General features: G+C 72.9%; 15 protein-coding genes. 10 read left to right on the top strand and 5 right to left on the bottom strand.

Annotation, left to right across the window (positions count from 1 at the left end):
- Positions 1 to 110 precede the first annotated feature (110 nt).
- Together pspAA and ACZ66S_RS28200 are read right to left on the bottom strand one after the other, a co-directional pair.
- On the bottom strand, positions 111 to 389 hold the full coding sequence (gene pspAA, locus ACZ66S_RS28205) for a PspA-associated protein PspAA (protein ID WP_469904355.1): 279 nt from the start codon (positions 387 to 389) through the stop codon (positions 111 to 113).
- A 22-nt stretch (positions 390 to 411) separates the two neighbouring features.
- On the bottom strand, positions 412 to 1,191 hold the full coding sequence (locus ACZ66S_RS28200) for a PspA/IM30 family protein (RefSeq protein WP_234358555.1): 780 nt from the start codon (positions 1,189 to 1,191) through the stop codon (positions 412 to 414).
- A 218-nt stretch (positions 1,192 to 1,409) separates the two neighbouring features.
- Here ACZ66S_RS28200 and ACZ66S_RS28195 point away from each other — a divergent pair, with 218 nt between their 5' ends.
- The 3 genes from ACZ66S_RS28195 to ACZ66S_RS28185 all read left to right on the top strand — a co-directional run bounded on the left by ACZ66S_RS28195 (position 1,410) and on the right by ACZ66S_RS28185 (position 4,018).
- A complete protein-coding gene (locus ACZ66S_RS28195) occupies positions 1,410 to 2,087 on the top strand; it encodes a DUF3043 domain-containing protein (protein ID WP_469904354.1) in 678 nt (225 codons plus the stop codon).
- Positions 2,088 to 2,170: 83 nt separating this feature from the next.
- A complete protein-coding gene (locus ACZ66S_RS28190) occupies positions 2,171 to 2,872 on the top strand; it encodes a class I SAM-dependent methyltransferase (protein ID WP_469904353.1) in 702 nt (233 codons plus the stop codon).
- A 57-nt stretch (positions 2,873 to 2,929) separates the two neighbouring features.
- Positions 2,930 to 4,018 carry a S1C family serine protease gene (locus ACZ66S_RS28185; RefSeq protein WP_469904352.1) on the top strand — a complete coding sequence of 363 codons (1,089 nt, stop codon included), beginning with the start codon at positions 2,930 to 2,932 and terminating at the stop codon, positions 4,016 to 4,018.
- Positions 4,019 to 4,061: 43 nt separating this feature from the next.
- On the opposite strand, the gene ACZ66S_RS28180 is transcribed toward ACZ66S_RS28185, so the two are convergent.
- Positions 4,062 to 4,277 carry a hypothetical protein gene (locus tag ACZ66S_RS28180; RefSeq protein WP_123988673.1) on the bottom strand — a complete coding sequence of 72 codons (216 nt, stop codon included), beginning with the start codon at positions 4,275 to 4,277 and terminating at the stop codon, positions 4,062 to 4,064.
- Positions 4,278 to 4,453: 176 nt separating this feature from the next.
- On the opposite strand from ACZ66S_RS28180, the gene ACZ66S_RS28175 reads away from it, so the two are divergent.
- Positions 4,454 to 5,656 (top strand): bifunctional adenosylcobinamide kinase/adenosylcobinamide-phosphate guanylyltransferase, encoded by a 1,203-nt coding sequence (locus ACZ66S_RS28175; protein ID WP_469904351.1) that lies wholly within the window; start codon positions 4,454 to 4,456, stop codon positions 5,654 to 5,656.
- Here ACZ66S_RS28175 and ACZ66S_RS28170 read toward each other — a convergent pair.
- Complete coding sequence (locus ACZ66S_RS28170) at positions 5,645 to 6,253, bottom strand: class I SAM-dependent methyltransferase (protein ID WP_469904350.1); 609 nt, start codon at positions 6,251 to 6,253, stop codon at positions 5,645 to 5,647. The two genes, ACZ66S_RS28175 and ACZ66S_RS28170, sit on opposite strands and share 12 nt — an antisense overlap.
- Positions 6,254 to 6,379: 126 nt before the next feature.
- On the opposite strand from ACZ66S_RS28170, the gene cobT reads away from it, so the two are divergent.
- The 3 genes from cobT (at position 6,380) to ACZ66S_RS28155 (ending at position 10,028) form a co-directional block, all read left to right on the top strand.
- Complete coding sequence (gene cobT / locus ACZ66S_RS28165) at positions 6,380 to 7,480, top strand: nicotinate-nucleotide--dimethylbenzimidazole phosphoribosyltransferase (protein ID WP_469904349.1); 1,101 nt, start codon at positions 6,380 to 6,382, stop codon at positions 7,478 to 7,480.
- Positions 7,481 to 7,541: 61 nt separating this feature from the next.
- Complete coding sequence (locus ACZ66S_RS28160; protein ID WP_469904348.1) at positions 7,542 to 9,305, top strand: phosphatidylglycerol lysyltransferase domain-containing protein; 1,764 nt, start codon at positions 7,542 to 7,544, stop codon at positions 9,303 to 9,305.
- A 24-nt stretch (positions 9,306 to 9,329) separates the two neighbouring features.
- Positions 9,330 to 10,028: a hypothetical protein gene (locus tag ACZ66S_RS28155; RefSeq protein ID WP_469904347.1), complete on the top strand. Its 699-nt coding sequence runs from the start codon at positions 9,330 to 9,332 to the stop codon at positions 10,026 to 10,028.
- 13 nt (positions 10,029 to 10,041) lie between these two features.
- Here the strand turns inward: ACZ66S_RS28155 and ACZ66S_RS28150 are convergent, their stop codons facing one another.
- Positions 10,042 to 10,797 (bottom strand): hypothetical protein, encoded by a 756-nt coding sequence (locus ACZ66S_RS28150; RefSeq protein WP_469904346.1) that lies wholly within the window; start codon positions 10,795 to 10,797, stop codon positions 10,042 to 10,044.
- 73 nt (positions 10,798 to 10,870) lie between these two features.
- On the opposite strand from ACZ66S_RS28150, the gene ACZ66S_RS28145 reads away from it, so the two are divergent.
- From ACZ66S_RS28145 to ACZ66S_RS28135, 3 genes are all read left to right on the top strand, one after another.
- Complete coding sequence (locus tag ACZ66S_RS28145; RefSeq protein ID WP_469904725.1) at positions 10,871 to 11,653, top strand: adenosylcobinamide-GDP ribazoletransferase; 783 nt, start codon at positions 10,871 to 10,873, stop codon at positions 11,651 to 11,653.
- A gap of 211 nt (positions 11,654 to 11,864) precedes the next feature.
- Positions 11,865 to 13,403 carry a leucyl aminopeptidase gene (locus tag ACZ66S_RS28140; RefSeq protein ID WP_469904345.1) on the top strand — a complete coding sequence of 513 codons (1,539 nt, stop codon included), beginning with the start codon at positions 11,865 to 11,867 and terminating at the stop codon, positions 13,401 to 13,403.
- Positions 13,404 to 13,692: 289 nt separating this feature from the next.
- A partial coding sequence (locus ACZ66S_RS28135; RefSeq protein WP_469904344.1) for an FAD-dependent oxidoreductase occupies positions 13,693 to 14,127 on the top strand: 435 nt, incomplete at its 3' end.

Below are 14,127 nucleotides of genomic sequence, written 5' to 3'. Positions count from 1 at the left end.
GCGAACCCCGGTCGGCGGGCGAGCCGCCATGGGCCACCGGGCCCGGTGGGACCGTGCTGGAGGGGAGTCCCCGGGCCCGCTCGGGCGTCCCGTAGCCGGTCGGTGGTGGGTCAGCCCGGGATCAGGCCGTCGTCGCTGAGGAGGTCCCGGACTTCCTCCAGGGTGGCGTCCGGGGAGGGGAGGATCAGTTCCGAGGGTTCCAGGGAGTCGTCGGGGAGCGGGTCGCCCAGCTCCCGGACCCTGGTGAGGAGGGCTTGGAGGGTGCGGCGGAAGCCCGGGCCGTCACCCTTCTCCATCTCGGCCAACAGCTCGTCGTCCAGTCGGTTGAGGTCGGCGAGGTGACCCTCGGCCAGCCTGACCTGCCCCTCCCCCATGATCCGTACGATCATGTCGCCCTCCTCGGCGTGGGACCTACTGCTTGTCGAAGCGTGGAGTGTCCTGCGGCTGCTGGGACTGCGACTGGCCGGTGCCGCCCTCGATGGCCTGCTGCGACGAGGAGCCTCCCGCCAGCTCCGCCTTCATGCGCTGCAGCTCCAGCTCTACATCCGTACCACCGGAGAGCCGGTCCAGCTCGGCCTGGATGTCGTCCTTGTGCATGCCGGACTGGTCGTCGAGGGCACCGGAGGCGAGCAGTTCGTCGATCGCGCCGGCCCGCGCCTGGAGCTGGGCGGTCTTGTCCTCGGCCCGCTGAATCGCCAGGCCCACGTCGCCCATCTCCTCGGAGATGCCGGAGAAGGCCTCGCCGATCCGGGTCTGCGCCTGGGCCGCCGTGTAGGTCGCCTTGATGGTCTCCTTCTTGGTGCGGAAGGCGTCCACCTTGGCCTGGAGGCGCTGGGCCGCCAGGGTGAGCTTCTCCTCCTCGCCCTGGAGCGTGGAGTGCTGGGTCTCCAGGTCGGTCACCTGCTGCTGGAGCGCGGCCCGGCGGGACAGCGCCTCACGGGCGAGGTCCTCACGGCCGAGCGCGAGCGCCTTGCGGCCCTGGTCCTCCAGCTTCGAGGACTGCGACTGCAACTGGTTGAGCTGGAGTTCCAGGCGCTTGCGGGAGGTGGCCACGTCGGCCACGCCCCGGCGCACCTTCTGGAGCAGCTCGAGCTGCTTCTGGTACGAGTAATCGAGGGTTTCGCGCGGGTCCTCGGCCCGGTCAAGGGCCTTGTTCGCCTTCGCGCGGAAGATCATCCCCATACGCTTCATGACACCGCTCATGGGCTTCGCGCGCCCCCTTCTGACGGACTTCCAGCTCCAGCTCTGCGACAGAACCCACAGTACGGGCCCTGCATCCATTGACGCACTGTTCCGGGACTGATGCGCTCATCCCCAAGGACGACTGACCGATCCCCTGCTCCGGCGTAAGGAGTAGGTGACCTTCAGGGTGAGCGACCCGTCACCGGACGTCCCCTCTGTCCCCCTGGATGACGACTGGTGTTGCCGGATCGTTCCCCACCGGGCTGGGGTCCAACCCCGGACACCCCTTACCCTTGGGTTTTGTGTTCCGAAGCCGTGCCACCAAGGAAGAGAAGGCCGCCGTCGCCGACAAGGCGAAGCTGACCGACTCCAAGCAGCCCCGCGACCCGCAGGCCCCCAAGGGCCGGCCCACGCCCAAGCGCAGCGAGGCCCAGTCCCAGCGCCGCAGCGTCGCCAACACGTCGCTCACCCGCAAGGACGCCGCCAAGCGTCAGCGCGAGGAGCGCCGGGCGGCCATGGACCGGCAGCGCCAGGCGCTGGCCGGCGGCGACGAGCGGTACCTGCCCGCGCGGGACAAGGGCCCGGTGCGCAAGTTCGCCCGCGACACCATCGACGCGCGGTTCAACGTGGCGGAGTTCTTCCTGCCGATGGCCGTGGTCATCCTCGTGCTGAGCGTGGTGCAGGTGGGCGCCCTCCAGAGCATCGCGCTGCTGCTGTGGCTCGTCGTGATCGTGCTGATCGTGCTCGACTCGGTCCTCACCGGTTTCCGTCTGCGCAAGCGGCTCGCCGAGCGCTTCCCGGACCAGAACCGCAAGGGCGCGGTCGCCTACGCCCTCATGCGCTCCCTCCAGATGCGTCGCCTCCGGCTGCCCAAGCCGCAGGTCAAGCGCGGAGAGCGGCCCTGAGTACGACGTCTTTCTCCGGGGGCGCGGCCGATGCCTGGCTGGACGGTCTGGGCGGGCTGCGGAATGTCGTACGACAGGAGCTGGTGGCCCGGCAGCTCGACGAGCAGATAGTGGGGCGGTACCCGGTCGGGCAGCGGCTGCGGGTGCTCGACGTCGGCATGGGCCAGGGCACGCAGGCGCTGCGGCTGGCCCGCGCCGGACATCAGGTGACCGGCCTCGAACGGGACGCGACGATGGTCGCGGCGGCCCGGGACGCCCTGTCCGCCGAGCCCGAGGGCATCCGGGAGCGGATGCGGATCATCGAGGGCGACGGCCGGGACACCGGGGTGCACTTCCTGCCGGGCAGCTTCGACGTGGTGCTGTGCCACGGCGTGCTCATGTACGTCGAGGAGCCCGACCCGCTGCTGGCCGGGCTGGCGCGGATGCTGGCCCCGGGCGGGCTGCTGTCGCTGCTCGTGCGCAACGGCGACGCGCTGGCGATGCGGCCGGGTCTGGCCGGGGACTGGGCCGGCGCGCTGGGGGCATTCGACACCACGGCGTACCGCAACCGGCTGGGCCTCGACGTGCGGGCGGACCGGCTGGGCACGCTGACCGCGACGCTCGCCGGGATCGGGGCACCGCTGCAGGCCTGGTACGGCGTGCGGGTGTTCACCGACACGGCGGCGGACGACGCCGCAACGCCGGAGGACGTCGAGGCGCTGCTGGCCTGCGAGGAGCGGGCCGGGCGCACCGATCCGTACCGCGGGGTCGCCGCGCTGCTGCACCTGTGCGGGGTGCGCGGCTGAGCCCGTTCGGGCGAACAGCACAGGCCCGGGCCTTCGCTCCGACATGAGACTCGGGGCATGAATGCTTCGCGTACCCGTGCTCTGCGGCTGCCGTTGGCGGCGCTCGTGTGTTCCGTCGTGCTCCTCTCCGGGTGTTCCGACTCCGGTTCCTCCGACCGGGGTTCCTCCGGTCGCGAGGAGACGCCGACCGCGCAGGCGGCGCAGGCCGTCGCGCCCGCCGCCGACAGCGACCTCCAGAGCAGCTACCAGAAGGTGATCAGGGACGTCCTGCCGTCGGTCGTGCAGATCCAGGCCGAGGGTGATCTGGGGTCCGGGGTGGTCTACGACGACAAGGGGCACATCGTCACCAACGCGCATGTCGTCGGGGACGGGAAGACCTTCAAGGTGACGACCGCGAACAGCGAGACCGAGCTGACCGCGAAGCTCGTGTACTCCTACCCCGAGCAGGATCTCGCCGTCATCAAGCTGGACAAGGTGCCGGAGGGGCTGCGGGCGGCGACCTTCGGGGACTCGGCCAAGGTCCAGGTGGGGCAGATCGTGCTCGCCATGGGGTCGCCGCTCGGGCTGTCGTCCAGCGTGACCCAGGGCATCATCTCGGCGACCGGACGGACCGTCAGCGAGAGCGGCTCCGACGGCGGGACCGGGGCGACCATCGCCAACATGGTGCAGACGTCCGCGGCCATCAACCCCGGCAACAGCGGTGGCGCCCTCGTCAACCTCGACGGCCAGGTCATCGGCATCCCGACGCTCGCCGCCGTCGACCCCACCTTCGGGGACAGCGCGGCGCCCGGGATCGGGTTCGCGATCCCCGCGTCGATGGTGAAGACGGTCGCCGGTCAGATCATCAAGGACGGCAAGGTCACCGATTCGGGGCGGGCGGCGCTCGGCATCACCGGCCGGACGGTCGTCGACGCGAGTTTCCGGGCCGCCGGGGTCGCGGTCGTGGACGTGAAGAACGACGGGGCCGCGGACCGGGCGGGCATCGAGCCCGGGGACGTCATCACGAAGCTGGACGACACCTCGATCACGACCATCACCTCGCTGACCGAGGCGCTGGCGGCGGACCGGCCGGGCCAGAAGGTCTCCGTGACCTTCACCCGGGACGGCAGCGCGAAGACCGTGGACGTCACGCTGGGCGAGCAGTAGCGGTGGTGGGCGAGGGCTGCGCCGTGGCCCTCGCCCGGGCCGGTCAGGCTTCCTCCGCCGCCTTCAGGCTCATCGGACCGTAGATCTCCGTGGCGTCCTCGAACAGCCGCACCTGTTCCGCGCCGCCGGCGAGCAGGGGCTTCCAGTACTCACCGAGCCAGGACTCGGCGTCGCCCTGGGTGGTGAACTCCTCCGGCTCCACGGCGGGCTGGGTCTCCGCGCCGTCGGCCGTCTCGAATCGCCAGGTCCATGTCGCCATGTGAGCCTCCCGTGTTTGATCCGTTACGAAGAGCACCCTAAGCGGTACGTCGACGGCCGCGGGGCGTCGGGGGTTGCTCGCGCGGGCGCCCGCGCCCCCAAAGGCAGCTCCGCCCGCGCCCCCCAAAGGCAGCTCCGCGCGCGCCCGATCAACAGGGACCGGCGAGAATCGGTCGCGTGGAACTGACATTGCTCGGCACCGGCGCCCCCGCCGGTCTCCCCCGGCCCTTCTGCCCCTGTGCCGCCTGCGCCACCGCGCTCGGCGGGAACGCCCGGGCCGCCACCGCCGTGCTCGTCGACGAGACGCTGCTGCTCGATCTGACCCCGGGGGCCTCGTTCGCCGCCGCCCGGGCCGGGCACTCGCTCGCCGGCGTACGGCAGGTGCTGCTGTCGCACCCCCATGACGGGCCCCCCGTCGAGGTGCCCGCCGGGCTCCCGCAGCCGGGCCGGGTGCCGGACGGGCGGGAGTTGGCGCTGTTGACGGGGCACCGGGTGCGGGCCGTGGCGATGGACGCGCCGGGCACCGGGTACGCGGTCACCGGACCGGAGGGGCAGCGGGTGCTGTACCTGCCGCCCGGGGGGGCGCCCGCCGGGTTGGAGCGGGGGGCCGTGGAGTCGTACGACATGGTGCTCGCCGATGTCGTGCGGCGGCCGGACGCGCTGGCCCGGCTGCGGGCCGTGGGGGCCGTGGGGCCGACCACCGACGTCGTCGCCGTCCATGTCGACCACGACGTGCCGCCCGGTGCCGAACTGCTGCGCAGGCTGGCCGCCGCCGGGGCCCGGGCCGTGCCCGACGGGACGACCCTGGTGGTCGGCGCCTACGAGGACGTGCCGGACGTGCCGCGGCGGACGCTGGTGCTGGGCGGGGCCCGGTCCGGGAAGTCGGTGGAGGCCGAGCGGCGGCTGGAGGCCTTCCCCGACGTGCTGTACGTGGCGACCGGCGGGTCGCGGAACGGCGACACCGAGTGGGCCTCCCGGGTCTTCGCGCACCGGGAGCGGCGGCCCGGGTCCTGGCGCACGGTGGAGACCTGCGACCTGGTGCCGCTGCTGAAGGACGACGGGGCGCCGCTGCTGATCGACTGTCTGTCGCTGTGGCTGACGGACGCGATGGACGCCGTGGGGGCCTGGGACGACGCGGAGTGGGCCGGCGGCGGGGAGCGCGAACTGCGGGCGCGGGTGCGGGAGTTGACGGAGGCGGTGCAGGAGACCCGGCGGACCGTGGTGGCCGTGTCGAACGAGGTGGGGTCCGGGATCGTGCCGGCCACCGCGTCGGGCCGCCGGTACCGGGACGAGCTGGGGCGGCTGAACGCGGCCTTCGCGGCCGAGTGCGAGCAGGTGGTGCTGGTGGTGGCGGGGCAGGCGCTGCTCCTACGGGGCTGACGGCCCCTTGCGGGCGATCACCCGGTAGGTCCTCGCGAGGCCGGTGCCGGCGAGGAGCAGGGCCAGGACGTGGTCCAGCGCTCTCGCGCCGGCGGTCAGCGGTCCGGTCGCCGACGGGTGCAGGGTGCCGGGCAGACGGGCCGTCAGGCGGGCCGGTACGTGGGCGGATCTGCGGGCCGTCGCGACGATGGCGCAGCCCCGGGCCCTGAGTTCGGGGCGGGGGTCGTGCGGGGACTCCACGAGGAGGTGGCCGCCGGGGCGCAGGACGGCGAGGGCCGCGGAGAGTTCGCCGGGGTCCGCGTGCGGGTTCAGCAGGCTGACCACGTCGTAGCGGGACCGCAGGTGGGCGATGAGCCGTGGGTCCGTCAGACGGCCCAGGTAGCCCTCCTCCAGGCGCTCGGCCGCCTGGGCGTGCAGGACGCGCGGAGTGGGGTCCAGACCGTCGAAGGCCGTGTAGGGGAAGAACGCTCTCGCCGCCTCCGGGAAGTCCGCGTCCCCCGTGTCCACGTCCAGCCAGCTCTCCGGTTCCGGGAACGGCAGCATCACGCGGGCGGTGGAGCGAAGACGCCGTACGGAAGGGGCGGTTGGTGCGGGCATGGGGCCTCCCGGAGACGCACGTCAATTCGCTACAAAACGGAACGTATGGGATCGCCGTGCCGGGTGCAATGACGTCCTGGCCCCGTGGCGCCCCCGTGTTCGATCAGGGCCGGTACTGTTCGGCGAATGAGCTCGCTTAATCTCGACGACTTCACCGATCTGATCGAGCGCCCCGACGGCGGGGTGCGTCGCGACGCCGAGGCGCGCCGGGAGCGGCAGATCGTGCCGCCCGGGGCGCTGGGCCGCCTCGACGACCTGGGTGAGTGGCTGGCCGCGGCGCAGTCGGCCGTACCGGTGCGGCCGGTCGAACGACCGCGGGTCGTGCTGTTCGCCGGGGACCACGGGATCTCCGAACTGGGCGTCTCGGGGCGGGCCGCGGGCAGCGCCGCGGAGCTGGTGCGGGAGGTCCTGGAGGGCGGCCGTCCGGTGTCGATCCTCGCGCGGCGCCTCGGTGTGCCGGTGCGGGTCGTCGACATGGCGCTGGACTGCGATCCGGCCGAGCTGCCGGAGGACGTCGTACGGCACCGGGTGCGGCGCGGCAGCGGTCGTATCGACGTCGAGGACGCGCTGACCCCGGAGGAGGCGGAGGCCGCCTTCCGGGCCGGGATGGCGGTCGCCGACGAGGAGGCCGACTCCGGTACGGACCTCGTGGTGCTCGGCGACGTGAGCGTGGGCGGGACCACGGCGGCCGGGGTGCTGGTCGCCGCGCTGTGCGGGACCGACGCCTCCGTGGTGACCGGGCGCGGCGGGACGGGCATCGACGACCTGGCGTGGATGCGCAAGTGCGCGGCGATCCGGGACGCGCTGCGGCGGGCGCGGCCGGTGCTCGGGGACCAGTTGCAGTTGCTGGCGGCGGTGGGCGGGGCCGACCTCGCGGCGATCACCGGGTTCCTGCTGCAGAGCGCGGTGCGCAAGCTGCCCGTCGTGCTGGACGGGGTGGTCGTGGCCGCCTGTGCGCTGGTGGGTCAGCGGATCGCGTTCCGGGCGCCGGACTGGTGGCTGGCCGGGCAGAACAGCGGTGAGCCGGGGCAGTCGAAGGCACTGGACCGGATGGCCCTGGAGCCGCTGCTCGACCACGGCATGACGGTCGGGGAGGGCGCGGGCGGGCTCCTCGCGCTGCCGCTGGTGCAGGCCGCGGCGGCGCTGGCCGCCGAACTGCCCGAGCGGCCCGAGGAGCCGGAGAAGGCGACGGAGACGGAACCGGAGAAGGCTCTCGACGAGGAGTAGCCGGGCACGGGTGAGTGCCCTTGCGACGGAATCGCCGGCGCACCGGGCATGATCGCCCTTCATGGGAGATGTCCGAGTTGCACCTGTTCGGGATGTCCGGTCCACCGGTGGCTCGCGGCGGGCCGCCGGTTTCGCCGTCTGGTACCTGCGGGTCGTCGCGTTCGTCAACTTCCTCAGCGCGGTGTGGGTGACGCTGGGGCAGGACGTGCGGCGGCACAACCAGGAGGACTACTTCACGCCCTATCTGCTGACGGCGGGCTTCGCCTCCGGGGTCTTCACGGCCTTCCTCGCCATCACCATGCGGCGGCGCAAGCGGGCGGCGTGGATCCTCAACCTGGTGCTGTCGGGGGCGTTCCTCGCGCTGTTCGTCCTCGCGATGGCGTTCCCGGAGATCCGGCGGTACGCGCAGAACTGGATCTCCCTGTTCCTCACCGCCGCCTTCGTGGTGGCCCTGCTGGTCGGGCGGCGGGAGTTCTACGCCAAGGGCGACCGGTCCAACCCGCGGCTCGCCGCCGCCGTGGCCGTGGGCGGACTGCTGGTGTGCTCCCTGCTGGCCGCGCTGCTGGTGACCGTCACCAACCAGGCGTCGAGGTCGTCGGAGTTCGGCGAGCGGTGGTGGTACGGCACGCTGCGGCTGGTCTCGGTCGCCGCCGACGACTCCCGCTTCGACGGCATCCTGACGCCCAACTGGGTCAACGTCGTCATCAACGTGCTCAGCACGGTCCTCGTCCTGGCCGTCCTCTACGCCGCCTTCCGTTCCCGGCGCGCGGTCGACCCGCTCACCGAGGACGACGAGCGGCGCCTGCGGGAGCTGCTGGACAAGCACGGGGAGCGGGACTCGCTCGGGTACTTCGCGCTGCGCCGGGAGAAGAGCGTGGTCTGGTCGCCGACCGGGAAGGCGGCCGTGACCTACCGGGTCGTCGGCGGGGTGTCGCTGGCCTCCGGCGACCCGATCGGCGACCCGGAGGCCTGGCCGGGGGCGATCGAGCCGTGGCTCGCCGAGGCGCGGGCGCACGGCTGGCTGCCGGCGGTGATGGGCGCGGGCGAGGACGCGGGGACGGTGTACGCGCGGCACGGTCTGGACGCGCTGGAGCTGGGTGACGAGGCGATCGTCGAGATCGCCGAGTTCACCCTGGAGGGCCGTGCGATGCGCACCGTCCGGCAGGCCTACAACCGGGTCGGGCGGGCCGGATACACGGTACGGATCCGGCGCCACGAGGACATCCCGGCCGCGGAGATGGAGGCGCTCGTACGGCGGGCCGACGACTGGCGGGACGGGGCCACCGAGCGCGGGTTCAGCATGGCGCTGGGGCGGCTCGGCGACCCGGCCGACGGCCGGTGCGTGGCCCTGGAGTGCTCCGACGCCGACGGGGAGCTGAAGGCGGTGCTCTCCTTCGTGCCGTGGGGGCCGCACGGCCTCTCCCTCGACCTGATGCGCCGGGACCGCGACGCGGACAACGGCCTCATGGAGTTCATGGTCATCGAGCTGCTGAACCGGGCCCAGGAGATCCACATCACCCAGGTCTCGCTCAACTTCGCGATGTTCCGTTCGGTCTTCGAACGTGGGGCGCGTCTCGGCGCCGGGCCGGTGCTGCGGCTGTGGCGGTCGCTGCTCAGCTTCTTCTCCCGCTGGTGGCAGATCGAGTCCCTGTACCGGGCCAACGCCAAGTACCGGCCCATCTGGGAGCCGCGGTTCCTGCTCTTCGAGAAGAGCGCGGACCTGCCGCGCATCGGCATCGCCTCCGCCCGCGCGGAGGGGTTCCTGGAGGTGCCGGGGCTGCCGGGGTGGCTGCGGCGCCGGGAGCACCTGAGCACACACAGATGAGGACCGCCGGATGAGGACCAGGGGATGAGGACGCTCGGCCGCTGGGCCCGCACGGAGTGGGGCGCGCTGTACGTCGCCCTGCGCGGGCCGCTGCTGCGGCGCCGATGGCGGGCGGTCCCCCTGGCTCTGACGGCCGTGGGTCTGACCGCGGCCCTGCACCTCGTGCACAACCAGTCGTGGGGCTACGGCTTCGTGCAGGACGTGGGTGCCGTGCGCGCCGCGGACCCCCTCTGGCTCGCCCTGCTGCGCACCCCGCTCTCCCTGTTCGTACCGGCCCTCGACCTGCCGGTGTGGGGTGCGCTGGCGCAGATCCTGTGCGTGTTCGGGATCGCCGAGATCTGTCTGGGCCGGTGGCGGACGCTCACGCTGGCGTACGCGGCCACGCTCGCCGGCACGCTGTACGCGCGCGTGGGCATCTGGCTGGGCCCCGACAGCCCGCTCGGCCTGTCCGCCTCGGACGCCCACGTCGTGGACACCGGCCCGTCGGCCGCCGTGGTGGGCCTCGCCGTCTTCCTCGGCCTGCGCTACCGCGCCCGCTTCACCGCGGCCGCCGTGATCGCGGCGATGGTGGCCGAGGTCCTGGTCAAGGAGAACCTGGCCGGCAGGGAACACCTGGCGGCGATCGCGGCGATGCTGCTGCTGTGCGGGATCTCGGCGGTCCGGCACCGCCGGACCCGGGCCCGGGAAGGGGCCGCTGCGGGACACCCGCCCCAGGGGCACTGAACGGCGGAACCCCTCATCCCCCGAGCGCTCGCGGTGGGTCCGGCTTTCCGGCGATCAGGTCCTGGAACCTGCGGCGAGGGCCCGACCAGCGTCTGTCGTGGTGGTAGGTGCGCAGCAGGGCGCGGGCCCGGGCGCGGGGGCGACGGGCGTAGAAGCGGCGGGCCCAGGGGGAGCCGGGGCGGGCCAGGCGGATCAGGCCGATGAGTCCGACCAGCGGGACGATCACGCTGAAGATCGCCATCCGGGTCTTGCCCTTGAGCAGGACGACCATCGCGAAGAGGAAGTTGACGACCACGCTGCTGATCACTCCGCCGCGGTCCTGCGCCTCGTCCTGCGTCACGTCGTCGACGCCGAACGGCGAGAACCCCGCGAGCACCAGGCCGACCAGCGCCACGGTGAGGACGACGACCTCGACGCTCTTGCGGCCCTCCTCGCTCCAGTACACGTCGTCGAGGTGCAGGATCAGCGCGAACTCGTCCAGCACCAGCCCCGCCCCGACGCCGAAGACGACCGCGGCCAGCCCCGCCCCGAACCCGTGCCGTCCGCTCGCGACCGCGCCGAAGCCGCCGACGACGGTGAGGACGACGCCCGGCACCACGTGGTGGATGTGCACGCCCCCGGAACTGACGTTGCCGAAGGGCCCCTTGCCCGCCCGGATGAGCCGGGTGATGACCCGGGTGATCAGGAAGGTGAGCACGAACGCGGCCAGGGCGAGGAGCAGCGGCAGCTTGCCGGGTTCGACGATGTTGCGGTGCAGCCAGTGGCCCATGGACCCAGTGTCCGGTCCCCGGGGGTGGGCCGCCCGGCGGCTACGGCGTCCGGGCTACCCTGCCGACGTGTCCATGACCCCGCCCCCGTTCGACGGCCTCCGCTTCGCCTTCGGCACGCTCAGCGTGCTCCCCGTGAAGGTGACCCGCTGGGACCGGGAGGCGGCCCGCGGCGGCATGCTGTGCGCCCCGCTGGTCGGGCTGGCACTGGGCTGCGCGTCCGCGGCGGCGGGTCTCCTGTTCCTCTCCCTGGGTTCCTCCGCCCTGCTCGCCGCGGTCGCCACGGTGGCCGTACCGGCGGTCCTCACCCGGGGCCTGCACCTAGACGGCCTCGCGGACACCGCCGACGGCCTGGGCAGCGGCAAGCCCGCCGAGGACGCCCTGCGGATCATGAAGCAGTCGGACATCGGCCCGTTCGGGGTCATCACCCTCGTCCTCGTGCTCCTCGCCCAGGTGGCCGCGCTGTCGCAGACGTACGGCGACTCGTGGGCCCGGGGTGCCGCGGCGGCCGTGGTCTCGGCGACGGCCGCGCGCCTGGTCCTGACCCTCGCGGCCCGCGCCGGAGTCCCGCCGGCCCGGCCGGAGGGACTGGGGGCCGCGGTGGCGGGGGTCGTCCCGGTGCGCGGCGCGGTGCTCACGGCGGCCGCCGTGACGCTGGGCGCGGCCGGGACGGGGGCGCTCCTCGGGTCGTACGACGTCGTCCGCGCGGTCCTCGCGGTCGCCGCCGCCGTGGCGGTGGCCGAACTCCTCCTGCGGCACTGCACGCGCCGCTTCGGCGGGGTGACCGGCGACGTGTTCGGAGGGCTCGCGGAGACGGCGGCGACCACCGCGCTGGTGGTCCTGTCGATGAACTTCTGACAGGCCGCGCGCCACACCCCGAACTCGTACCTCTCCGGCCGGAGGTACGCTCGGCCGACCCGAGCGTAGGCTCGTCCCGGGTGGTCGCCGACAGGGGTGAAGGCCCCGATCGGGATCCGGTTTCGGACAAGAACTAGGGTCGGCCGTCGGGCCCGGTCGACCCACCCGCTCGACCCACGCAACTTCACATCGGAAGCGAGAATTCACCACCGTGACTGCTCTCACTCTCAGCACCTCCGCGGCGCCCGGCCTGCGGGCCGACGCGATCGTGATCGGTGTCGCCAAGGCCACCGCGTCCAGGTCCGGGGACCTGGTCGTCGCACCGGGCGCCGAGGCCGTGGACAAGGCATACGACGGCAGGCTCGCCGGTGTCCTGGAGACCCTCGGTGCCTCCGGCGCCGAGGGCGAGGTGACGAAGCTGCCCGCGCCCTCCGGCATCAAGGCCCCCCTCGTGGTGGCGGTCGGCCTGGGCGCCGAGCCCGAGAAGGACTCGGCCTTCGACCCGGAGGCGCTGCGCAAGGCCGCCGGAGTCGCCGCCCGCGCGCTGGCCGGCCTCAAGAAGGCCGCGTTCGTGCTGCCGCTGGGCGACGCCGCCGACCTCGGCGCGGTCGCCGAGGGCCTGCTGCTCGGGGCGTACTCCTTCACGGCCTACAAGGAGAACGGCAAGGACGCCAAGGCCAAGAACGGCAAGGCTCCGCTGGCCGAGGCCGTGCTGCTGGGCGGCAAGCCGCGCGACGCCGCGCACAAGGCCGCGCTCGCCCGGGCCGTCGCGGTCGCCGAGGAGCTCAACCGCGCGCGTGACCTCGTCAACATGCCGCCCAACGACCTGAACCCCGAGGCCTTCGCCGCGATCGTGCAGGCCGCGGGCAAGGAGCACGGCCTCAAGGTGCAGGTGCTCGACGTGAAGGCCCTGGAGAAGGGCGGCTACGGCGGCATCCTCGGCGTCGGCGCGGGATCGGCGTCGGGACCGCGGCTGGTGAAGCTGTCGTACACCTCGTCCAAGGCGAAGAAGCACCTGGCGCTGGTCGGCAAGGGCATCACCTACGACTCGGGCGGCATCTCGCTGAAGCCGGCGGGCCACAACGAGACGATGAAGTGCGACATGAGCGGCGCGGCCGCGGTGTTCGCGGCCGTGGTCTCGGCGGCCCGGCTCGGTCTCGACGTCAACGTGACCGGGTGGCTGGCGCTGGCCGAGAACATGCCGTCCGGGTCCGCCACGCGCCCCGGCGACGTGCTGCGGATGTACAGCGGCAAGACGGTGGAGGTGCTCAACACCGACGCCGAGGGCCGGCTGGTGCTGGCGGACGCCCTGTGGGCGGCGTCGGCGGAGAAGCCGGACGCGATCGTCGACGTGGCGACGCTGACCGGGGCGATGATGCTCGCCCTCGGCAGCCGGACGTTCGGGATCATGGCCAACGACGACGCGTTCCGCACCGCGGTGCACGAGGCCGCCGAGGAGGTCGGGGAGCCGGCGTGGCCCATGCCGCTGCCGGAGCACCTGCGCAAGGGGATGGACTCCCCCACCGCGGACATCGCGAACATGGGTGAGCGGATGGGCGGCGGACTGGTCGCCGGGCTCTTCCTGCGGGAGTTCGTCGGCGAGGGCATCCCGTGGGCGCACCTCGACATCGCGGGGCCGGCGTTCAACGACGGCGGGCCGTTCGGGTACACGCCCAAGGGCGGCACGGGGTCCGCGGTGCGGACGCTGGTGCGGCTGGCCGAGTTGACTGCCGCGGGTGACCTGGGCTGATGCTCGCCCCATAGCTCGGCTCCCGAGGGGCGTGGGCGGCTGCGGGCCCGTAGTGGCTTGTCGCGCAGCTCCCCGCGCCCCTCAGGCGTCTCACCGGAACCCCGCTTCTCATGTGAGCGTGTGGTGTCTCACACCCCGGCCCGGCGTCTCGTTCAGTGCTGACAAGTGCGAAGATGGGGCTCGGCAGGACAGGGCCCCCACCACAGGGCCGAAGAAAGAGCGGCCGGACACCAGCCGCCGCGCGGTCACTGGAGACCGGCGTACGGCGTACATGCATGGAGGACGTGACGTGGCGAACGACGCCAGCACCGTTTTCGACCTAGTGATCCTCGGCGGTGGTAGTGGCGGTTACGCCGCGGCCCTGCGCGGGGCGCAGCTAGGGCTTGACGTCGCCCTGATCGAGAAGGACAAGGTCGGCGGTACCTGCCTGCACCGGGGATGCATCCCCACCAAGGCCCTGCTGCACGCGGGCGAGATCGCCGACCAGGCCCGCGAGAGCGAGCAGTTCGGTGTGAAGACCACCTTCGAGGGCATCGACATCGCCGGGGTGCACAAGTACAAGGACGGCGTGATCGCCGGTCTGTACAAGGGCCTCCAGGGACTCGTCGCCTCCCGGAAGGTGCACTACATCGAGGGTGAGGGCCGGCTGTCGTCGCCGACCTCCGTCGATGTCAACGGCCAGCGCATCCAGGGCCGCCACATCCTGCTCGCGACCGGCTCCGTG

Source organism: Streptomyces sp. NPDC107471, assembly GCF_055582845.1.
Note: the sequence above shows the minus strand (reverse complement) of the source record. Positions and strands in the feature narration are given on the sequence as shown.

What these genes read in the sequence shown, in the direction of transcription:
- ACZ66S_RS28200 (WP_234358555.1), bottom strand. Translation starts at nt 1,191, where the DNA reads ATGAAGCGTATGGGGATGATCTTCCGCGCGAAGGCGAACAAGGCCCTT.
- ACZ66S_RS28170 (WP_469904350.1), bottom strand. Translation starts at nt 6,253, where the DNA reads ATGCCCGCACCAACCGCCCCTTCCGTACGGCGTCTTCGCTCCACCGCC.
- ACZ66S_RS28150 (WP_469904346.1), bottom strand. Translation starts at nt 10,797, where the DNA reads ATGGGCCACTGGCTGCACCGCAACATCGTCGAACCCGGCAAGCTGCCG.
- ACZ66S_RS28160 (WP_469904348.1), top strand. Translation starts at nt 7,542, where the DNA reads ATGGGAGATGTCCGAGTTGCACCTGTTCGGGATGTCCGGTCCACCGGT.
- ACZ66S_RS28155 (WP_469904347.1), top strand. Translation starts at nt 9,330, where the DNA reads ATGAGGACGCTCGGCCGCTGGGCCCGCACGGAGTGGGGCGCGCTGTAC.
- pspAA (WP_469904355.1), bottom strand. Translation starts at nt 389, where the DNA reads ATGATCGTACGGATCATGGGGGAGGGGCAGGTCAGGCTGGCCGAGGGT.
- ACZ66S_RS28195 (WP_469904354.1), top strand. Translation starts at nt 1,410, where the DNA reads ATGACGACTGGTGTTGCCGGATCGTTCCCCACCGGGCTGGGGTCCAAC.
- ACZ66S_RS28185 (WP_469904352.1), top strand. Translation starts at nt 2,930, where the DNA reads ATGAATGCTTCGCGTACCCGTGCTCTGCGGCTGCCGTTGGCGGCGCTC.
- cobT (WP_469904349.1), top strand. Translation starts at nt 6,380, where the DNA reads ATGAGCTCGCTTAATCTCGACGACTTCACCGATCTGATCGAGCGCCCC.
- ACZ66S_RS28180 (WP_123988673.1), bottom strand. Translation starts at nt 4,277, where the DNA reads ATGGCGACATGGACCTGGCGATTCGAGACGGCCGACGGCGCGGAGACC.
- ACZ66S_RS28145 (WP_469904725.1), top strand. Translation starts at nt 10,871, where the DNA reads ATGACCCCGCCCCCGTTCGACGGCCTCCGCTTCGCCTTCGGCACGCTC.